General features: G+C 34.5%; 17 protein-coding genes. 5 read left to right on the top strand and 12 right to left on the bottom strand.

Annotated features, from left to right (window positions below):
• Positions 1 to 16: 16 nt before the first annotated feature.
• The 5 genes from ACNQGB_RS12985 to ACNQGB_RS12965 all read right to left on the bottom strand — a co-directional run bounded on the left by ACNQGB_RS12985 (position 17) and on the right by ACNQGB_RS12965 (position 4592).
• The gene (locus ACNQGB_RS12985; protein WP_417944264.1) at positions 17 to 2167 is read right to left on the bottom strand and encodes a peptidase domain-containing ABC transporter; all 2151 of its coding nucleotides are present in this window, start codon (positions 2165 to 2167) and stop codon (positions 17 to 19) included.
• Positions 2168 to 2267: 100 nt separating this feature from the next.
• On the bottom strand, positions 2268 to 2786 hold the full coding sequence (locus ACNQGB_RS12980) for a TlpA family protein disulfide reductase (protein ID WP_417944263.1): 519 nt from the start codon (positions 2784 to 2786) through the stop codon (positions 2268 to 2270).
• A gap of 67 nt (positions 2787 to 2853) precedes the next feature.
• Positions 2854 to 3489 carry a hypothetical protein gene (locus ACNQGB_RS12975; RefSeq protein ID WP_417944262.1) on the bottom strand — a complete coding sequence of 212 codons (636 nt, stop codon included), beginning with the start codon at positions 3487 to 3489 and terminating at the stop codon, positions 2854 to 2856.
• A gap of 560 nt (positions 3490 to 4049) precedes the next feature.
• A complete protein-coding gene (locus tag ACNQGB_RS12970; RefSeq protein ID WP_417944261.1) occupies positions 4050 to 4289 on the bottom strand; it encodes a hypothetical protein in 240 nt (79 codons plus the stop codon).
• A 66-nt stretch (positions 4290 to 4355) separates the two neighbouring features.
• Entirely contained in the window at positions 4356 to 4592 is a 237-nt protein-coding gene (locus ACNQGB_RS12965; protein ID WP_417944260.1) for a hypothetical protein, read from the bottom strand.
• 241 nt (positions 4593 to 4833) lie between these two features.
• On the opposite strand from ACNQGB_RS12965, the gene ACNQGB_RS12960 reads away from it, so the two are divergent.
• Both ACNQGB_RS12960 and ACNQGB_RS12955 read left to right on the top strand, forming a co-directional pair.
• Positions 4834 to 5193 carry a helix-turn-helix domain-containing protein gene (locus ACNQGB_RS12960; RefSeq protein ID WP_417944259.1) on the top strand — a complete coding sequence of 120 codons (360 nt, stop codon included), beginning with the start codon at positions 4834 to 4836 and terminating at the stop codon, positions 5191 to 5193.
• A gap of 299 nt (positions 5194 to 5492) precedes the next feature.
• On the top strand, positions 5493 to 6530 hold the full coding sequence (locus tag ACNQGB_RS12955) for an aldo/keto reductase (protein ID WP_417944258.1): 1038 nt from the start codon (positions 5493 to 5495) through the stop codon (positions 6528 to 6530).
• A 50-nt stretch (positions 6531 to 6580) separates the two neighbouring features.
• Here ACNQGB_RS12955 and ACNQGB_RS12950 read toward each other — a convergent pair whose 3' ends face one another.
• The 7 genes from ACNQGB_RS12950 to panC all read right to left on the bottom strand — a co-directional run bounded on the left by ACNQGB_RS12950 (position 6581) and on the right by panC (position 14893).
• Positions 6581 to 8548, bottom strand: a complete 1968-nt coding sequence (locus ACNQGB_RS12950) for a transglycosylase domain-containing protein (protein WP_417944257.1) — start codon at positions 8546 to 8548, stop codon at positions 6581 to 6583.
• A 164-nt stretch (positions 8549 to 8712) separates the two neighbouring features.
• Positions 8713 to 9225, bottom strand: coding sequence for a hypothetical protein (locus ACNQGB_RS12945; protein ID WP_417944256.1), 513 nt, complete (start codon positions 9223 to 9225; stop codon positions 8713 to 8715).
• Positions 9226 to 9349: 124 nt separating this feature from the next.
• A complete protein-coding gene (locus ACNQGB_RS12940) occupies positions 9350 to 10561 on the bottom strand; it encodes a GAF domain-containing sensor histidine kinase (RefSeq protein ID WP_417944255.1) in 1212 nt (403 codons plus the stop codon).
• A 340-nt stretch (positions 10562 to 10901) separates the two neighbouring features.
• Positions 10902 to 12263 (bottom strand): DNA repair protein RadA, encoded by a 1362-nt coding sequence (gene radA, locus ACNQGB_RS12935; RefSeq protein ID WP_417944254.1) that lies wholly within the window; start codon positions 12261 to 12263, stop codon positions 10902 to 10904.
• Positions 12263 to 13408 (bottom strand): alpha/beta hydrolase, encoded by a 1146-nt coding sequence (locus tag ACNQGB_RS12930; RefSeq protein WP_417944253.1) that lies wholly within the window; start codon positions 13406 to 13408, stop codon positions 12263 to 12265. Before ACNQGB_RS12930 ends, radA begins: the two co-directional genes overlap by 1 nt.
• A gap of 271 nt (positions 13409 to 13679) precedes the next feature.
• Positions 13680 to 14030 (bottom strand): aspartate 1-decarboxylase, encoded by a 351-nt coding sequence (gene panD, locus ACNQGB_RS12925; RefSeq protein WP_417944252.1) that lies wholly within the window; start codon positions 14028 to 14030, stop codon positions 13680 to 13682.
• 14 nt (positions 14031 to 14044) lie between these two features.
• Positions 14045 to 14893: a pantoate--beta-alanine ligase gene (gene panC / locus ACNQGB_RS12920; RefSeq protein WP_417944251.1), complete on the bottom strand. Its 849-nt coding sequence runs from the start codon at positions 14891 to 14893 to the stop codon at positions 14045 to 14047.
• Between the two features lie 108 nt (positions 14894 to 15001).
• On the opposite strand from panC, the gene ACNQGB_RS12915 reads away from it, so the two are divergent.
• From ACNQGB_RS12915 to glmS, 3 genes are read left to right on the top strand one after another with little or no spacing between them, the layout of a single operon-like run.
• Positions 15002 to 15808, top strand: coding sequence for a glycogen/starch synthase (locus tag ACNQGB_RS12915; RefSeq protein ID WP_417944250.1), 807 nt, complete (start codon positions 15002 to 15004; stop codon positions 15806 to 15808).
• A gap of 20 nt (positions 15809 to 15828) precedes the next feature.
• On the top strand, positions 15829 to 17427 hold the full coding sequence (locus tag ACNQGB_RS12910; RefSeq protein WP_417944249.1) for a DUF4270 domain-containing protein: 1599 nt from the start codon (positions 15829 to 15831) through the stop codon (positions 17425 to 17427).
• A gap of 9 nt (positions 17428 to 17436) precedes the next feature.
• A complete protein-coding gene (gene glmS, locus ACNQGB_RS12905; protein ID WP_417944248.1) occupies positions 17437 to 19284 on the top strand; it encodes a glutamine--fructose-6-phosphate transaminase (isomerizing) in 1848 nt (615 codons plus the stop codon).
• The last annotated feature ends 338 nt before the right edge of the window (positions 19285 to 19622 follow it).

The following is a 19622-nucleotide window of genomic DNA, read 5'->3' as shown; positions in this document are numbered from 1 at the left end:
TGCTTTGGACCTTTTTTTATTCTTTCCAATAGTCACTATAAAAATTCTCGGTTTCCATCAATTCCGGATGATTCCCTGAAGTTGAGATGGTTTTGTTTTCTAGTATATAAATCGTATCAGCTATATTTTTGAGCATGCTTAAGCGATGGGAGATAAAAAACACAGCGCAATCTTTTTTTATTTTTTGTAAAAGGTCGGTAGTAAACCGCTCGGTTTTTCTATCCATTGCAGCGGTGGCTTCATCAAGGATTAAAAACTGGGGTTTTTTATATAAAGCTCTAGCCAAAGCAATCAGTTGTTTTTGTCCGCCTGACAAGTTAATTCCTTCTTCTCCTAAAATAGTCGCTAATCCTTGCGGCAATTGACTAAAATAGAAATCAAAACCATATTCTTGAATAAATTGCATCAAATGTTCAGGTGTTTCTGCTGCGCCAAGCAAAATGTTATCCACCACATTTCCGTTGAAAATGGTGATTTCTTGAGGAATTACCCCAATTAAATCCCGATAAGTTTTTAACTCGATTTCAGAAAGGGAATATTGATTATTCACAATGATTTCTCCATTTTCGAAGGGATAAAAGCGTTGCAAAATTTGACCTAAGGTGCTTTTGCCACTACCACTTTCGCCTACAATGGCGGTAAGTTTCCCTTTCGCGATTTCAATATTTACGTTTGAAAACAATTCGCTTCTTCCTGTAAATCGGAAAGACAGATTATTGATTCTGATTTTTTCCAATGTTGTAATTGTTGCCCCGTCTTCATTCTCTTTTTCGATGGAAGCAAATTCAAACATACGGTTAAATGCAATTTTGGCTTCGTTTATTGGTATTGAAATCAACGCTAAATTGGCTATCGATGGCAACAAAGAACCCGAAATACCGAGAACCGCCATCAATTCTCCCAATTTCATTTCTTTGTTGAAAACCGCTATCGAAGTGTAAATTAAAATTCCAATCAAAAAAACGACGCTCGACAAACCCGATTGCCACGACAACTGAATGTTTATCTTACCCAAATTGAATATTTTTTCCTGGAAATTCCCAAAAATGACCCCATAGGTTTTTTCGAAAACAGCTTGACGATTGTTGTTTTTTATCGTTGCAATGCCTTGCATGGAAGCAATGTAATTACTTTCGTTTAAAGCATAGGATTGCATGACATCTTTTTGGGAAGCAATGATTATCTTATTACTACGATAGATGATATAAAAATAAATTGGTAAACTAATTACCGCAATTACCGCCACTTTCCAAGAATAGGTAAATAAAAAAACAATGGAAACCACCGAAACCAAAATGTCTATCGCCAAGCTGCTGGCTAGTGTTTTGATGACACGCTGCACCCTTTGTGTATCATTCAAACGGGCCACTAATTCACCGATTTTTCGAGTGTCAAAAAAAGGCTTGGGCAAATGCAATAGCGAACTGTAAAATTGATTGTTGATTCTGTTATTGAAATCCTGGGATTGTTTCAAAAGAAAAAATTCACGTAGCATCGAAAAGCCGACTCTTGCCAGGAGCAACACCGTTAGCAATACAACACCAGTAATTAATTTCGTGACATTATGCGAAGGTAAAATATCATCGATTAGTTTCTGAGAAAAAACTGACATCGCCATTCCCAATCCTGCCACAAAGACGCCAATAATAACGCTAAACCACAATAGTTTATAATCAGCTTCCAGCAACTCCAGAAAATACTGTTTTTGCGTTTTTGAAGTCGCTTTAGCGGTAACAAAATTTTCGTTTGGCGAAAGCGTCAGACACGTTTTTGAAACCCAAATTTTTTCTAATTCTGGTGCGGTTAGAGAATGAATTCCTTTGGCTGGATCACCAACTAAAAAACCTTTTAGTTCATCATATTCGTAACAAACAACATAATGTTGCAACTGCTCTTCAATAACAATATGTAATATGACAGGTTCGCCGTGGTCTTTGAGTGCTTGAATGTCCGCCTTGCATCCCTCGGCAGTAAAACCCAGTTGGTTTGCCGCTTGGTGCAACCCCAACATTGTTGTGCCTTGTTTGGTTGTCCCGCTTAGTTCACGAAGTTTTTCAAGTGAATGATTGCCCCCATTCAATTTGATGATGGATAACAAACAAGCCACACCACAATCCGATTGGTCGAGTTGTAGTGTATGTGTTTTCTGGATATGTTTTGGGTTCATTGGTTTTCAGTTCTGCAATCAAAAATCGTTAATCTTCAATCTAATTTCCTAATCTACAATTTCTCTTCGCGTCGCAAGTTCGTATTGGTTTGTGTGGTGATTAAGGGGAGAGTTTTTTTATAATCGTTTCCACCTTTGCTTGTCCTTTTATTTTCTCGATAAGGTGTTTGTTTTTGTCATACAAAACTAGGCAAGGAACTGACTTAACATCGAATGTAATAGCGAAAGTAACTTTTGAGTCCCATATAAAATGAACATTATCATAATTTAGGAGTTTATACTGGGTTGCAAATGATTTTATTTTTTCTGGTTTTTCAAACGAAATAAAGACGAGTTGAAAAGGTTTGAATTTTTCGATACTTTCTTTTATCATTTGAGTTTCGGCTTGGCAATGCTCACATTCGCTATTAAAGTATAGAAAAACAGTTGCCTCATTTGGCTTCAGGTTTTTATTGGTAAAAAAAGCACCATTTAAGTCTTGGTATTGAAAGGACGGAATAATTTTGATGTTTTCGGCAACTTGCTTTTTATGGTTAATTTTCTTGATTACTTCATAACTTATAAAAATGAGCATTCCTATAACTGCAATTGGAATTGTTATTTTTAGATATTTTTTCATATTAATTTTCTCGTTTGTAAATGAGCAGGATTCCTAATTTCCCTCCTTTGGAGGGGTTTGGTGATAATTAGGAATAATTAAGCGTAACGAACATAATGACCACCATCCATAACAACAAGACAGGGCCGTAACTATAAGCGACAATTTTTAACCCTTTATCCATATTAGTTTCAGTAGCTTTGCCAATAAAATAGGCAAGTACTAACCAGTAGGCCAGTTCAAATAAGTTGAGTGTTTGAAAAGGATAAATATACCAGTATTCTAAACCGTCGTAGCCCGTAATGTTTATTGCCGATAAAGGATAGAAGTACTGAATGTCTTCAAGTGAGTAATTCGTTTGGAAAAAGTAAAACCAAATGATTTTACAAACGGCCACCAATAAAAAAATAAACTCTGCTTTTATGGCTATATCCCATAATGTTTTGTAGGATACTTCTTTTTTGCTAAAAAAGAAAGTGCCCATATAAAGAATACTAGCAATTAGGCTTGTTTTAATGAAAAGTAAGAATGGTATTAATATATTTCCCAGCCATTGCCATTTATTTTGAAATTCCAAATATTTGTTTATTTGTGCTGATGTGAGTTGGTCGGATAGGGAATTATAAACTAGATTATCAAAATTGAGCAACCACTTCGTAATTTCATTTAAAACAATTATACAAGTAGATATAATTGTGTATATGAAAATCGATTTTTTTAACATTTAATTTTTGTTTTTTATCATATTTCTAGCGCTATTAAAGACAATAAATAGCATAATTATGAGGTATACTATTTTTTCTAAAGTTGTTTTCTTTCCAGTAAAACCATAATTAATTAGAAAGGCGATTACTAATATTCCGGAAATTATTTTTATTGATTTCATATTAAATACTTTTTTTTAATTAATCGAGTTGCTTACATAAAAAAAAGGCCACATCAAGCATATAAGAGAAAAAGAAAATCATATTAAAGATAAAATAATTAAGAATTATCTTTAAGTCTACTCCGACAAGTCTTTTTTTGAGTTTTTAAGCAAATTCATTAAAATTAACTAACTGCAAATACTTGACAATGAGTGATTTAATTTTTTTAAAATCATAAAAAATCAATAAAATCAACAAGACAGGTTTCTCGGAGCGGACTCATCTTTGCAAGTTTCAACAATCTCTAAACTTTTAAAACGATTGATATTTATATTGGTCTTTAGGTAGATAACTCGATTAATTAATAAGGATGTAGGGTATTAATTCCTCTTATTTTAAGAACACTATTTTGAATTTACTACCAATTATTTTGAACTTCTCGCAAGAGGCAAGCAGCTCCTACAGCCCCAATTACAAAAGCTCCACCTCCTGTTGCAAAAGCTGCGACACCCAACCACCCTAAAGTTCCAGCTGCTCCAACTGCTATACACATACCATCTACAAAGCCTTTTCCAGCCATAATGTTTTCCATTTCTTCTTTTGATAATTTGCCTTCAATATTGGTAAGAGTCATTTTTTTTATTTTTAAATTTTTCATTTATTTATAGTTTTTAAGTTCATTCTATATTTTTAGGGTGTTTATTATTGTTTAATTGTCAATAATTTATTCTGAACAGCCGGCATAGATTCCAATTGCACACCCAATTCCAGTAGCTGCCGAAAGAGATGCAAAAGGTCCAGTAAACAATAATAAGGCAGTTGCAGTACACAAAAATCCAGTGGCACTTCCACAACTCCCACTATTTTTTCCGGCCATTACGTTTTCCATTTCGACTAATGTTAGTCCCCCTTTAATGTTGGCAAGACTCATTTTTTTAGTTTTCACTTCTGATTTTTTCATAAAAATAATACTTTTTTGATTATACAATAAAATTATTGTGAAGCAAATATCAAATAAAGGACTTTCTGATGCTATTGTAAAAATAATATTTTACATTCAAAAACTAATAAAAACATCCTGCATTACAATTGTGAATTATTTTTAAAAGATTTAGTGTATTTCTTACGTAAAGAATTTAAAAAAAACTACTTTTGAGTTGTAAGAAGAAATAAACTATTTTCCACCAAAATAAAAGATAACCATGACTGTAGGATATAAAATAAAAAAATTGCGGGAACAGAAGAAAATTTCACAGTCGGAAATGGCGCATTTATTAGGAGTTTCCCAAACGGCACTTTCGCATATAGAAAACGGGCTAACCAAAAAACTTGATTTCAAATTTATGGATAAGGTTTGTAGGGAGTTCGAGGTGAGTTTTGATTATTTTATAGATGACAAACAAGTGAATAAAGTAAAGGAAAACGAGGGTGGCGTTGTTGGTACAAACAATGGCACAATCAATAACTTTCCCGAAAACCTTGTTGACCAACTCAAGTTGCTTATAGACGACAACAAGGAAAAAGAGGCACGGATTAAAGAACTGGAATCAAACCAAAAATAAGATTGTTTTCCTTTTGCCTGCTGCCAGATTAGACGAAATTGCCGAAATGTTGAATGAGATTAATAAAAAAGGAGCAAAGGTTCAAAGAAATAAAGGTTCAGAGTTTATGCTTTGGACCTTTTTCTTTTACCGCAAATTCTCAAATTTTACCTTTCGTTTGACGGGTTTTTAATTTGCAAATTCGCGGTTCTATTTTTTTTACAACCGGTAAACTTTTCTCAATTTTCTGTTAAGACTAAATAGTAACCATTAACTAATTTTATCTTTGTTTTTGAAAATATAATACAATTTCCTTAAAAATGAAATACACAACTTTACCCAATACGGATATAAAAGTCAGCAAGATATGTCTTGGAACGATGACTTTTGGGCAACAAAATACAGAATCTGAGGGTCACGCCCAAATGGACTATGCCTTAGATAACGGAGTTAATTTTTTTGATACTGCTGAGATGTATTCTATTCCAGCGAATAAAGATACTTACGGAAGCACCGAGAGAATTATAGGAACTTGGCTTAAAAAATCAGGCAAACGAGAAGCGATTGTTTTGGCAAGTAAAATCGCGGGACCTAATCCTAATTTTGCCTACATGAGAGAAAAGGTAGATTTCTCGCCAGCTAGCATCAAGTTTGCTTTAGACGAAAGTCTAAAACGATTGCAAACTGATTATCTTGATGTGTACCAGTTGCACTGGCCGGAACGCAAAACAAATTATTTTGGACAGCGGGGTTTTACAGCGCAAGAGGATGCTTGGGAAGATAACATTCACGCTGTCTTGGAAACTCTAGATGGTTTTGTAAAAGCTGGAAAAATTAAGCATATTGGATTGTCAAATGAAAATCCATGGGGAATGATGCGTTTTCTGGAGGAAAGCAAATACAATAATCTACCTCGGGTAAAAACGATTCAAAATCCCTATTCATTGTTGAACCGTCTTTTTGAAAATGCTTCAGCTGAAGTTTGCCTGAGAGAAAATGTGGGCTTACTTGCGTATTCACCAATGGCTTTTGGTATTTTATCTGGAAAATTCCTAACGGGTGAATCACATCCAAAAGCACGCCTTACTTTATTCCCGCAATACTCTCGATACAACAGCGAGCAAAGTACTCAAGCTACTCGTTTGTATCATGAAATTGCAATTAATAACGGATTGACCTTAACAGAACTGTCTTTGGCATTTATAGAACAACAGCCCTTTGTAACCAGCACGATCATTGGTGCGACAACATTAGAACAGTTAAAAGAAAACATAGATACGATTCAAGTAACACTTTCGGAGGAGGTTTTAAAAGCGATTGATGCAGTACAAGCAGCAATTCCAGATCCAGCTCCGTAAATTAATAAACCCTGTCAGAGTTTTAAAATCTGACAGGGTTATCTATAGCATTAAAGATCAAATTCATCTTCAACGGCTAAGGAATCCACTTTTACTTGTGTTGAATCTTGTACTTTAAATTTGATAAAAGATCGTGCAGGCCCAGAGATGCTTACCGGTAAGGACTTATAAATAGTGTCTTCAGGAGTTAAAAGTCCTCTTCGAAACATAATATTGGTCAAAAACGATTCTTGTTTTACAGCAAAATCTTTCAACAATCCTTGATCGTTAAACTGATACATGAACTTTTTTGGACTTGGAATAATTCGGGCGAGATACAAGCATTCGTTCAGCGATAATTCTGATGGCGTTTTTTGAAAATAAAACTGACTTGCTTCGCCTATTCCATACACATTTGGACCCCATTCAATAATGTTGAAATACACCTCTAGCATGCGTTCTTTGCTCACAATCCTATTGTTTTCAAGGATGTAAACCAATGATATTTCCTCTAGTTTGCGCGATACGGTTTTCTCCCGACTCAAAAAAGCATTCTTTACTAATTGCATGCTGATAGTGCTTGCGCCACGTGCGAATTTTTTAGTTCTAATGTTTTTAACAATGGATTGCTTGAAAGCTTCAGTAATAAAACCACGATGTGAGAAGAAAGAAGGATCCTCAGTGGTTAAAACCGACTTACGTAAATAGGGTGAAATTTGATCAAGTGGTGTATAGTTTGGATTGGCTGATCCAACTAAAACAGGGCGCTGGAATACATTTTTGATCAGTGCGCGGTAAACAAATTCCCCATTGAGTTTGTTCAAGTTCGCCTCGCCATACTTTGTGATTCGGAGATTTTCTTTTTTTAGTTTACTGTCAAAAACCAGTTGATTCGGTTTGTTTTTATTGTAAGCAAAGTCTAATTTATAATCAAAACTTCCAGTGGCTTCCATACCTTGGAAATGAGTAAATAAACCATCAGGTAATGAGGTAATGAAATCTTGTGCTTTCATTTTTGGTAAATCCACTTTCAGCTTGTAAACAGTGTCTTTTTCGGTTTCATAGGTCAAGTACGGATGAAATTTAATTTTGTTTAGTTGTAAGGTCGAACTACTATCAATGGAGATAAAATTTGACCCCAAGAGGAAACGATAATCAAATTTAGCGTGTTTTAAAACTACATCTTTACTAGCAATTTTAGGATGGTTGAGTTTTAAATTGGCAATAGCCATAAAGCCATCTAGATGCAGTTCGTCGCCATCCCTTTCAATATTTGCAATGCTCAATCGGATGGAGTCAAAGCTCGATTTGAGGTTGAACCGTTCGTCTAAATAGGGTATTTTGATAGCACCAGTATCAATATTTACCAAACGAATATCTGCTTTTTTGTTCCTAGGATCTGCAAATCCTTTGATTTTCCATCGTTGTGAGATGGTATTGGTTTCTACTTTTATGGATGTTTCCAATTGTTTATTGGTTAAACGAAGTTTTTGAAAATTGATGTTTGTTTTATTGCCGTCATCATCAATTTTAAAAGCAAGATTATCTAGCACCATATCAGTTGGGACTAAATTCAATATTTTTGTAATAAGAGCATAAGCAAAATCTGCGTAATTTCTTTTTTCATTCGTTTTTTCTGCGGAGGAATCTTTTTTCAAGAAGGCATCAAAATTTCTAGATTTTCCTTTTTTTACGAGTTGGATAAAGCCATTTTGAACTTCTAGAGTTCCTAACTGCACATCTCCTGTAAGTAGCTGCCATAAGTTGACGCTTGTTTTTAGTTTTTTTATTTTAAATAGGGTATCGGCATTTTTTGGAACTAGCGTTATTTCCGATAAGTTCAAACCAGACAAACCATCAAAAGAAGCGTTTTTCACCGTAAATGTACTGTTGTAGTCCACCGTCATTTCATTTGATATTTTGTCAAGTGTTTGTTGTAAAACAGCATCTCTAAATATAAAAAAACCGCCTACAATAAGGCACATGACCACGAGGAATATCTTAAAAAAAAGACCAATTTTTTGTTTTGTGGTTTTCATGTAGCGTACATTTATTTGGGGTGGCTAAAATAGCAACTTTTTAAGTCTTTTGTGTATGGTTAAACCAAAGTTTAATAAACCATTAGCAAATAGATTATTTTGGTTTGTATTTTTTTTAAAAACTGCTGGAGTGTGCTCAATTGTACCACATTAAATGAATATTTCTAAGCTACATCTAGCAGTAATAGGTCTACTTTTTGTTTTTGATTTGCATATTTTATTTGCAATAGCGTGCTTTCGCCCATTCGGTTATAATACTCTAGTGCTTTATTTGCAAAAAAGCGTTTGTGAAATTGGGAGAGTTCAGGAACTTGCGTGTATTGTTCATGAAAAAGCATTTCATAATAGGCCTGCCATTCCCGTTCGTTTTTATCATGAATGGTGTTTTCAGGCGTTTTTTGTGTCACATGAATCATCTCATGCACGAGTAAGTTGAGCATTAAATGTAGCGGATATTCAAAAGTATTCTCAGGTATCCGAATAATTTGTGGTTCACCCAATGCACCTTCGGTAGTCATCAGGATGAATTCTGGTTTTGCTTTTTCTCTGAGTTCAAAACCTTTAAAGTTTGGGTGTGTAAGTCCGTATTCCTCTATCAAGAACTGTGCTGCAGCGATAGTTTCTCCAAGTTCATGAAAGGTATTGACGATTTGTAAATGTTCAGTATACGATTTCATTTTAGGTTATAACTATTTTATGTTGTGTGCTGACTGTAATGGGAATGGGTTGCAGATCTTCGCTATGGCTGTGTTAATATGCCCGATCCGTGGGGTTTTGTGTTGTGGATATAAAATATTTTTCTTACAATTTGTTTTGTTTTATTGTAAAGTGGATTGTGGTACCTTTATTTAATTCTGATGTTGCCCAGATTTCTCCATTTAGTTTTTCAACTATCTTTTTGCAAGAGGCTAAACCTAAGCCGCTACCGTCAAATTCTTCTTGATTATGTAAACGTTTGAATGGTTCAAAAATAGTTTTGAGGTATTCTGGTTTTATGCCTATTCCGTTATCTTCTATTGAAAAAGTAAAGTTAGAGTTCGATTCTTTGAGCTTTACGTGTAATTGTGTGCGTGTGCCTTTTATTTGATATTTTAAGGCATTACTCAATATATTTTTGAATAATACGATCAGTGCCGTACGTGAACTTTTTATTACCGGCATTTTATCAATATTAATTTCTGGCTTGTGGCCATCGATATTTTCATTTAGTTCTTCAAAAATAGATGTAATCAATAAGTTTACATCGATAGACTCATACTCTTTGGCAATAAAACCTCCTTTTGCATAATCCAGTAAATCATGTATCAAAAGGTTCATTCTCTTAGTGGTGTTGTTAATTAACTTAAAGTATGTTTGGTCGGTATCGTCCCATAAATCCTCGTGTTTCAACTTGACAATTTTTAGCGCTGCTTGAACAGAACCCAACGGTTGCTTCAAATCATGTGATACCATTGCCGAAAAAGCTTCCATGTCTGAAGAGTATTCCTGTAATTTTTGCTGATAAGAGATTAACAATTTATTTTTCTTTCTAAGATCTAATAAAAACATTATCTGGTTTGATAAACTTTGCAGTGCATCAGTTTGTGCTGCGGATAATTTACCTGGCTTTTGGTCTATGACGCACAATGAACCTAATGCAAAACCTTCCGAAGTAACCAGTGGAATACCATAATAAAAAACGATATTGGGGTGACCCGTCACCAATGGGTTCGAGGCAAATTGAGAATTTATACGAGCATCTGTAACTTCGAAATGCGACTGAGGATCTGCAATCGCATGTGTACAAAAAGAATGCTCCAATGGTGCTGGTTCACCTTTTTCAAGTCCTAAATTTGACTTGAAATACTGACGTTCGCTATCAATAAAATTGATTAGTGATATTGGCGTATTACAAATTGAAGAAGCAATTTTTGTGATATCATCAAACATTTTTTCCGGAAGAGTGTCCATTATATCGAACGCTATCAATGCATTTACACGTTTTATTTCATGATCATTTTCTAGAGTCTTCATATTTTGATGTTTTACTTTATCTATTATTAATTTCAGTATGATTATTTTTCTTTAGTTTATTGTTCCTGTATTGAGGTACAATAATTATTCCTCATATTTTTCTGTAACAGTGTAATTTGCCTTTAATTTTTTTTCTAAGTTAGTTATCACCAATACCAGCAATTAGTAAGTAATAAAATTTTAAAAAAGTAAAATAAAAGATAACATTTGTTAAACCCTGTAGCGCATACTCGTAATCTCTGCACTAAACAAATCTAAAACTAAAGCTTATACTTCATTTACCAAGCATTCGTAATTTCTTGCAGCAATGAACCTAGAAAAAGGAATAGTATTTTAAATATCATCCAAACAACTCACTAACTACATCTTCTATTTTAGCGACCATCCTAATTTGTATGCCAGTATTCTTCAGCGCAATTTTATTGTATTTAGAAACAAAAATGGTCGAAAAACCTAATTTCTCTGCTTCCTGAATGCGTTGATCTACGCGATTTACGGGTCGTATTTCACCAGAAAGTCCCACTTCGCCAGCAAAACAAAAATCTTTATTGACCGCAATATCTTCATTCGAGGATAATATGGCAGCAACTACAGCCAAATCTATCGCGGGATCATCTACTGAAATTCCTCCTGTTATGTTTAAGAAAACATCTTTGGCGCCAAGCCTAAAACCAGCTCTTTTCTCTAATACGGCCAGAATCATATTGAGCCTTTTGGCATTATAGCCAGTCGTACTGCGTTGTGGAGTTCCGTAAACTGCAGTACTTACCAGCGCTTGAATTTCGATCATTAATGGGCGCATGCCTTCGAGTGTAGATGCAATTGCGGTTCCAGATAATTCCTCATTTTTATGCGAAATTAATATTTCGGATGGGTTGGAAACTTCGCGCAACCCATTGCCTAACATTTCATAAATCCCAATTTCGGCAGTAGAACCAAAACGGTTTTTTAGAGATCGTAAAATACGGTATACATGATTTCTATCGCCTTCAAACTGCAATACAGTATCTACCATGTGCTCCAGAATTTTAGGACCAGCAATGTTTCCATCTTTTGTAATATGCCCAATTAGAATGACAGGAATATTAGTTTCTTTAGCAAATTTGATCAATTCGGCTGTTGTTTCCCGAATTTGTGATATGCTTCCCGGGGTAGATTCTATGTAATCCGTATGCAAGGTTTGAATAGAGTCGATAATCACGATTTCTGGTTCTATGGCTTCAATTTGCTTGAAAATATTTTGTGTTTTTGTTTCGGTTAGGATGTAGCAATTGTCTCCGCTTGGTGTAATGCGTTCAGCACGCATCTTTATTTGTTTCTGACTTTCCTCGCCTGATACATACAGCGTTTTATAAGGTAATTTTAAAGAGATTTGTAGTAAAAGCGTACTTTTTCCTATTCCAGGTTCGCCACCCAATAAAATCAAAGAACCCGGAACGATTCCGCCACCTAGCACGCGATTGAGCTCTGCATCAGTTGTATCCATACGGATTTCCTGAGCAGAATCGATTTCGTTTATTCGTAAAGGTTTAGGTGCTTTGCTAGTGGTAGCTGATTCACTCTTCCAAGCTGTTTTCTCTTGTTTTTGAATGATTTCTTCAGCAATTGTATTCCATTCTTTACAGGAGTTGCATTGTCCTTGCCATTTAGCATATTGGGCACCACAGTTTTGACAAAAAAAAGTTGTTTTTACTTTAGACATTATTTTTTAGGTGTTTTGGCAATCATATCTTCGTATTTGTTAGTCATCATCGTCTTAGATAAATCTCCTATTTCTTCCATCTGCGAGGCATTTTGATAGCGTTTGGCAGCTTTTTTAAAATCTTCTTGCTTTTCATACATTAGACCCAATTCATATTCGGCGAGCATTGACTTTGGATAATTTTTATTGGCAATTTCGGCCAATTGATCCAGTTCATTGTACGCTTTGTTTTTTAGTATGGCCGCTTCAATGGCCTTAAAATCGTTAACACGAATCGGAATTTTTAAACCAAGACTATTGTTTAATGTAGCGTATCGATCTACCAAATAATCTACGTATCCCGAAGGCAAAACAACAATTTTATCACTAAATTCTGCAGATGATATGGGTTTGTACACATTAAAAATATGGTATAACGCATTGGGTATTGAATACAAAATTAAAGAATAATGTGAGGCCTCTTTGAAGGTATCAAATTTATAATGTAGTAAAGGGTTGTCGCTTTGTTTTATATTTTTGTCTAATTGCTTCACAGTTTCTTGAATTTCTTTAATGTCGCCATCTGCAATAGATTGATAATAAAAAAGGGGTTGTTTGGTTGCGGAAATTTTTTCTGCAATTCGGTTTTCCATATCGGTTGCTAGCTCTGGGCTTAAGGAGATATAACCATTAAAAAGAGGGTTGTCTTTATAGAGGAAAAAATTTAGGAATCCAGCTGTCGTATCGTGTCCCGCTATGATTTTGAAGGGAGCAATAGGGTATTTTTTTTCGAGATAAGGAAGTAATTCGGCACCAATAAACTCAAAGAATTTAGCTCCTTTTTCTGTAGGAACATTATCTGCTTCATCATAAGTACTGTCCTCTATACGTTCGTTATTTTTATTTTGGCTGATGCCAACAATGATCATTTCAGGTAAATCATCCCAATAGGCGCCATAAGATAGTGCTCCATAAAACGGATTGAACAAGTAATCCCCGTCCAGTAAAATAAGAAGTGGATATTTTTTTGTGGGATTTTTTTCGAAAGAAGCAGGTAAGGCAATTGTAATTTCACGATTTTCACCTAATGCATTAGAATCAAATGGCTCGGTAGTTTTTTGTGAAAATGCTGCGATCGAGAAGAATAAGAGTAGTAATTGCTTCATAATAAGGCGTGTTTAGAGATTAAAATACATCTAAATTAAGAGAGCAATATAATACTTTATTTACTTTTAATTCAAAAACAAGATCAGTAACCTTGCTTCAAAATGTATATTTTTGAAGTATAGTTTACTATAAATTGGGTCCGGAAAACGTGAGGTTAAAAATCTTAATTATTCAATTTGTTATTAAAGCTATTGTTTCTGGGTGACTTTTATTGAAAAATAACACGCAGGAATCATAAACAAATCCAATCAGATATTCATATTTACGCGACTATGTCAATGAGTTGTCGTTTTCATTTGGGAAAATAACCCATGGTTTGAATGTTTTAGCGGCTTCAAATTCCATTGTCGCATAGGAAATAATAATAATGATATCGTCTTTTTGTACTTTTCGAGCTGCAGGTCCATTAAGTGTTATGGTGCCAGAATTTTTCTCCCCTTTGATTGCGTAGGTTTCAAAACGTTCTCCGTTGTTAATGTTTACGATAGCTACTTTCTCCCCTTCAATTATATTAGAAGCTTCTAATAATGATTCGTCAATAGTAATGGACCCTATATAGTTTAAATCGGCGCCAGTTACTCTAACTCGGTGAATTTTTGATTTTAAAACTTGAATTTGCATGCTACAAAAGTAAATTAATTTAATGAAATGGTGTCAATCAATCGAATGTTATTGACAAGTACTGCTATAAAAGCGCGATATTTTTTATTTTTATTTTTCCGAGAACTAGACAAAAGTGTTTCTTCATCAGCAATAGTGAAATATTCTAAAGTAAAATGAGGATTGTCTTGAAACGTTTTTTGTACCCATTCGCAAACAGCTGAAATACTTTTGGTTGCAAATTTTTCTTTTGCTTCGGCTAGTGTTTTGTAGATGAGAGCCGCTTCAGCTCTTTCTTCTGGAGCTAAGCGTTCGTTTCTAGAGCTCATTGCCAGGTTGTTGCTTTCACGGTGAATTGGACAACCAACTACGTTTACAGATAAGTTATTTTTGGCAACCATTTTTTTTACAATTTGCAATTGCTGAAAGTCCTTTTCGCCAAAATATGCGTTTGTAGGCGCTACTATTTCAAAAAGGCGCTTTACAATAGTGCCAACCCCGTCAAAATGGCCGGGTCTGAATTTGCCTTCCATTTGGTTTTCAAGTCCATCAAAATCAAAAGACTGTGAAGTAGGTTTTCCTTCATAAATATCTTCAACAGTTGGTGCGAACAAAATAATTTTTGGATCCAAATCTGTCAATTTTTGTACATCTGCATCAAATGTTCGGGGGTATTTTGCTAAGTCCTCTGGGTTGTTAAATTGTGTTGGGTTAACAAAAATACTTACAACAGTATTCTCATTCGCTAGAAGTGATTGCTGCATTAATGCCAAATGACCTTGGTGTAAAGCACCCATCGTAGGAACAAATCCAACTGTAGAATTTACCGTTTTTATCGATTTCATATAGTCGATCAAAGGTGCTTTTCCGTAGAAAATAGGCATGGCTGTTTTATTAAAATTAAATGCAAACTTACTATTTTAGTTAATAACTGCATAAATTTTTGTAATTTTGCATGGTTTTTATTGCCAATAAATTAAGTAAATTACAATATGAAAGATAAGAGGATATTATATGTATCATCTGAAGTGGTGCCTTATCTCGCTGAAAATGAGGTCTCTTTAATGTCTTATGACGTACCCAAAATGATCAATGATCAAGGCGGACAAATAAGAATTTTTATGCCAAGGTATGGAAATATTAACGAGAGAAGACATCAATTGCACGAAGTAATTAGACTTTCGGGGATGAATTTGGTGGTGAATGACTTGGATATGCCTTTAATTATTAAAGTGGCTTCGATACCAAAAGAGAGAATACAGGTTTATTTTATTGACAATGATGAGTATTTCAAGCGAAAAGCCACATTTGCTGATGAAGAAGGAGTGATGTATCCAGATAATGATGAGCGTGCTATTTTCTTCGCAAAAGGAGTTGTTGAAACGGTAAAGAAATTGAACTGGGTTCCAGATATTATTCATGTTCATGGCTGGATGGCTGCGATGTTACCCATATACATGAAACATTTTTACAAAAATGAGGCGTTGTTTTCAGAAACTAAGATTGTTACTTCAGTATACAGTCAGTCTTTTGATGGGACTCTCGATGTTGAGATGATTAATAAAGTAAAGTTTGACGGTGTTCCTGATGAAGCAATAGTTGATTTGGAAATACCAAGCTATGAAAATATCATTAAAGCTACTATTAAGCATTCCGATGCCGTGATTATTGCCTCAGAAAACCTATCTCCAAGTTTAACAAAATTTATAGAATCTTCAGGAAAACCTTTTTTACCTTTCGCCCCGAAAGATGCTTTCGCAGAGCTGTATACTAATTTCTATACAAACGAGGTTCTTTAAATTAAACTTTTCTATTTAATATGTACAATAATTCTTTTTTTAAGAAAATTCTGGTAGTTGCAAGTGTTGTTTTTTTATATTCTTGCGACAAGGATTATAATGAAATTGGTGGTGATTTAATTGGTGAAAATAATTTTGGCCTAGAAAAACAAACCTACAGTGTTTTAGCTTTCGGGCATAAGACGGGTCCAATACAATCCAACAATCTTGACATAAATCCTTTGGGAATTTATAATAATCCAAATTTTGGTGAAACTACTGCAAATTTTGCAACTCAATTAACCATAACTGCACCACCTACAAGCATTGGCACAAGTCCGAACATTGAAAGTGTTATTTTAACAATTCCATATTATATTGATGCTTCCAAAACAGTAACAAAAACAGATGGAAGTCGTGAGTATACGCTTGATTCCATTTATGGGCCTGATAAAGCGGAAATGAAATTAAGTGTGTACGAGTCAGGATATTTCATGAGAGACACCGATCCAATGGGCGGATTTGTGCAGCCACAGAAATATTTTACAGATCAAAATTCCGATTTTGATAATGTTAAAAATCCAAATCGCCTTAATGATGATGCCAATTTGGCTCAAAACGATAAATTTTTCTTTGATCCAGCAGAACACGTGGTTACTTCAACCGATGCAGATACAAAAGTAGTTACCACAACAAGAACTCCTCCTGGGATGAAATTGAATTTAAACAAAAGTTTTTTTAAAACTAAGATTCTTGATGCCGTGGCTTCAGGTAAATTGGCATCAAATTCAGTATTCAAAGAATATTTTAGAGGTCTTTATTTTAAAATGGAAAAATCAGGAAGCAGTGCTGGAAATACAGCAATGTTGAATTTTAAAGCAGGTAAAATTACAATAAAATACAACGAAGATCTTTCTACTACAGTAGGTACTGTGACTACCGTTACACGTGTCCCAAAAACTATTGTTTTAGATCTGTCTGGAAATTCGGTGAGCTTGCAAAACACTAATTACGCCAATAGCGGACTTGCTTATAATGCTTTGCCAAAAACAGGAAATAGTGTAGAAGGAGATGACAAGCTGTATCTAAAAGGAGGAGAAGGATCTCTAGCAGTAATAAGCCTTTTTGAAACTCCAGGTGAATTAGAATCTATTAGAAAAAGTGGTTGGTTGGTTAATGAGGCCAATCTTGTTTTTCATATTGATGCTGCGGCTATGTCGGGAAATATAGAACCTCAGAGGGTGTATGTCTATGATTTAAAAAACAATCGACCTATTGTGGATTATTTTTTAGATGGAACTACCAATAGTCTCAATTCCAAAAAAGATAAAATCATTTTTGATGGTAATCTAATTACAAATGCTACTACCAAAAGAGGAACCTCCTATAAAATTAGAATTACAAATCATATAAGGAACCTTATCAAGTTCAAAGATTCAACTAATATTAAGTTAGGTTTGGTAGTAACTGAAGACATTAACAATCCTATATTCTATAAGGTAAAAACACCAAATGCTTTTATTACGGGAGCACCAAAACCGTCGGTTATGAATCCATTAGGAACCATTTTGTATGGTGGTAAATCTTCGACTGATGACAAAAGATTAAAACTAGAAATTATTTTTACAAAACCTAATTAAGATACAAATATGTGTGGAATCGTTGGATATATCGGATTTAGAGAAGCTTACCCTATAGTTATAAAAGGATTGAAGAGGCTTGAATATAGAGGTTACGATAGTGCCGGTGTAATGCTGTATGACGGTGAGCAGTTAAAGGTTTCTAAAACCAAAGGGAAAGTAGTAGATCTAGAGGAGAAAGCTTCAAAAGAGATCACAACGAATGGAAGTATTGGCATTGGTCATACACGTTGGGCAACACATGGTGTGCCAAACGATGTAAATTCTCATCCGCATATTTCAAATTCTGGAGATTTAGCCATTGTGCACAACGGAATTATTGAAAATTATGCTCCTTTGAAGGCAGAGTTGACAAAAAGAGGCTATGTTTTTCACTCAGACACAGATACTGAAGTTCTTATTAACCTAATAGAAGAAGTTCAAAAAAGAGACGGATTAAAATTAGGGAAAGCAGTTCAAGTTGCTTTAAATCAAGTGGTAGGTGCCTATGCAATTGCTATATTTGATAAAAAAAATCCAAATGAAATTGTTGCTGCGAGATTAGGAAGCCCACTAGCTATTGGGGTAGGTGAAGGAGAATTTTTTATAGCCTCAGATGCGTCTCCTTTTATTGAGTACACGTCAAATGCGATCTACCTTGAAGATGGCGAAATGGCAAATATAAGATTGCACAAACAAATGAAAGTCCGTAAGATTAAAGATGACTCATTAGTCAATCCTACTATTCAAGAGCTTCAGATGAACTTAGAGCAAATTGAAAAAGGGGGATACGATCACTTTATGTTAAAAGAAATTTACGAGCAGCCAAGTGTTATAAAGGATACTTATCGCGGGAGATTGCACGCAAATGAAGGTCTTATTCAAATGGCAGGTGTAGAAGATAATTTAGAAAAATTTCTAAATGCGGATCGAATTATAATAGTAGCCTGTGGAACGTCATGGCATGCCGGATTAGTTGCCGAGTATGTTTTTGAAGAGTTTGCTCGCATTCCTGTTGAAGTAGAATATGCTTCAGAGTTTAGATATAGAAACCCAATTATAAACAAAAAAGATATCGTTATTGCTATTTCTCAATCTGGAGAAACAGCAGATACTATGGCTGCTATAAAATTAGCCAAAGAACATGGTGCATTTGTGTTTGGTGTTTGTAATGTCGTGGGTTCTTCAATTTCTAGAGAGACTCACGCAGGAGCTTATACGCATGCGGGTCCTGAAATAGGAGTTGCATCTACCAAAGCGTTTACGACTCAAATTACAGTATTAACCATGATTGCTTTGCGTTTAGCAAAAGCAAAGGGAACTTTATCGCATAGTGATTTTCATATGTATTTACAGGAACTAAAAATTATTCCTGAAAAAGTTAAAGAAGCTTTGCAAACCAATGCAAAAGCAAAAGAAATTGCATTAACATTCAAGGATGCTCCTAATTGTTTGTATCTAGGAAGAGGATATAATTTCCCGGTTGCTTTAGAAGGCGCTTTAAAGTTAAAAGAGATCTCCTATATTCACGCTGAAGGGTATCCTGCAGCTGAAATGAAACACGGTCCTATTGCTTTAATCGACGAAAGTATGCCAGTAGTAGTTATTGCACCAAAACAAGGGCATTATGACAAAATTGTAAGTAACATTCAAGAAATAAAATCCAGAAGTGGGAAAATAATTGCGGTAGTTACTAAAGGGGATACACAAGTACGTGAGTTAGCTGATTACGTGATTGAAATTCCAGAAACCTCTGATGCTTTATCACCACTTATTACGACAATTCCATTGCAACTATTGTCGTATCATATTGCTGTACTGCGTGGTTGCAACGTAGATCAACCTCGTAATTTGGCTAAGTCAGTTACAGTGGAATAAGTTTTTATTCCAATTTATACAAAAACAGCCTTGAAATATATTTTTTCAAGGCTGTTTTTTGTTATTTTTTTTACGAAAGTCCTTATAAATGCTCGAAAAGACCGCAAAAAAGGCTCGTATTTATCTTATTTCTTATTTTTATCAAATATCTAAAAATTAATAATTATTTTGTGATATGTGTATTTTTTATATGCGTGCATAACGTTATTCTGTTGTTATTACATAATTTTTAACATATAATTATAAAAAATCAATAGTGAATAAGTTTAAATGGCGCAAATTACCTGCTAAATATGAAATTTTAAAGGTCATTTTTTATTAATATCAAAAATATTTGT

Source organism: Flavobacterium frigidum (genome assembly GCF_048286795.2).
The sequence above is the reverse complement of the archived record's forward strand: the minus strand, read 5'-3'. Positions and strand labels throughout refer to the sequence as shown.

What these genes read in the sequence shown, in the direction of transcription:
- ACNQGB_RS12970 (WP_417944261.1), bottom strand. Translation starts at nt 4,289, where the DNA reads ATGAAAAATTTAAAAATAAAAAAAATGACTCTTACCAATATTGAAGGC.
- panD (WP_417944252.1), bottom strand. Translation starts at nt 14,030, where the DNA reads ATGCAAATTCAAGTTTTAAAATCAAAAATTCACCGAGTTAGAGTAACT.
- ACNQGB_RS12930 (WP_417944253.1), bottom strand. Translation starts at nt 13,408, where the DNA reads ATGAAGCAATTACTACTCTTATTCTTCTCGATCGCAGCATTTTCACAA.
- ACNQGB_RS12940 (WP_417944255.1), bottom strand. Translation starts at nt 10,561, where the DNA reads ATGAAGACTCTAGAAAATGATCATGAAATAAAACGTGTAAATGCATTG.
- ACNQGB_RS12910 (WP_417944249.1), top strand. Translation starts at nt 15,829, where the DNA reads ATGTACAATAATTCTTTTTTTAAGAAAATTCTGGTAGTTGCAAGTGTT.
- ACNQGB_RS12950 (WP_417944257.1), bottom strand. Translation starts at nt 8,548, where the DNA reads ATGAAAACCACAAAACAAAAAATTGGTCTTTTTTTTAAGATATTCCTC.
- ACNQGB_RS12965 (WP_417944260.1), bottom strand. Translation starts at nt 4,592, where the DNA reads ATGAAAAAATCAGAAGTGAAAACTAAAAAAATGAGTCTTGCCAACATT.
- ACNQGB_RS12980 (WP_417944263.1), bottom strand. Translation starts at nt 2,786, where the DNA reads ATGAAAAAATATCTAAAAATAACAATTCCAATTGCAGTTATAGGAATG.
- ACNQGB_RS12915 (WP_417944250.1), top strand. Translation starts at nt 15,002, where the DNA reads ATGAAAGATAAGAGGATATTATATGTATCATCTGAAGTGGTGCCTTAT.
- ACNQGB_RS12955 (WP_417944258.1), top strand. Translation starts at nt 5,493, where the DNA reads ATGAAATACACAACTTTACCCAATACGGATATAAAAGTCAGCAAGATA.
- ACNQGB_RS12985 (WP_417944264.1), bottom strand. Translation starts at nt 2,167, where the DNA reads ATGAACCCAAAACATATCCAGAAAACACATACACTACAACTCGACCAA.
- glmS (WP_417944248.1), top strand. Translation starts at nt 17,437, where the DNA reads ATGTGTGGAATCGTTGGATATATCGGATTTAGAGAAGCTTACCCTATA.
- panC (WP_417944251.1), bottom strand. Translation starts at nt 14,893, where the DNA reads ATGCCTATTTTCTACGGAAAAGCACCTTTGATCGACTATATGAAATCG.
- ACNQGB_RS12975 (WP_417944262.1), bottom strand. Translation starts at nt 3,489, where the DNA reads ATGTTAAAAAAATCGATTTTCATATACACAATTATATCTACTTGTATA.
- ACNQGB_RS12960 (WP_417944259.1), top strand. Translation starts at nt 4,834, where the DNA reads ATGACTGTAGGATATAAAATAAAAAAATTGCGGGAACAGAAGAAAATT.
- radA (WP_417944254.1), bottom strand. Translation starts at nt 12,263, where the DNA reads ATGTCTAAAGTAAAAACAACTTTTTTTTGTCAAAACTGTGGTGCCCAA.
- ACNQGB_RS12945 (WP_417944256.1), bottom strand. Translation starts at nt 9,225, where the DNA reads ATGAAATCGTATACTGAACATTTACAAATCGTCAATACCTTTCATGAA.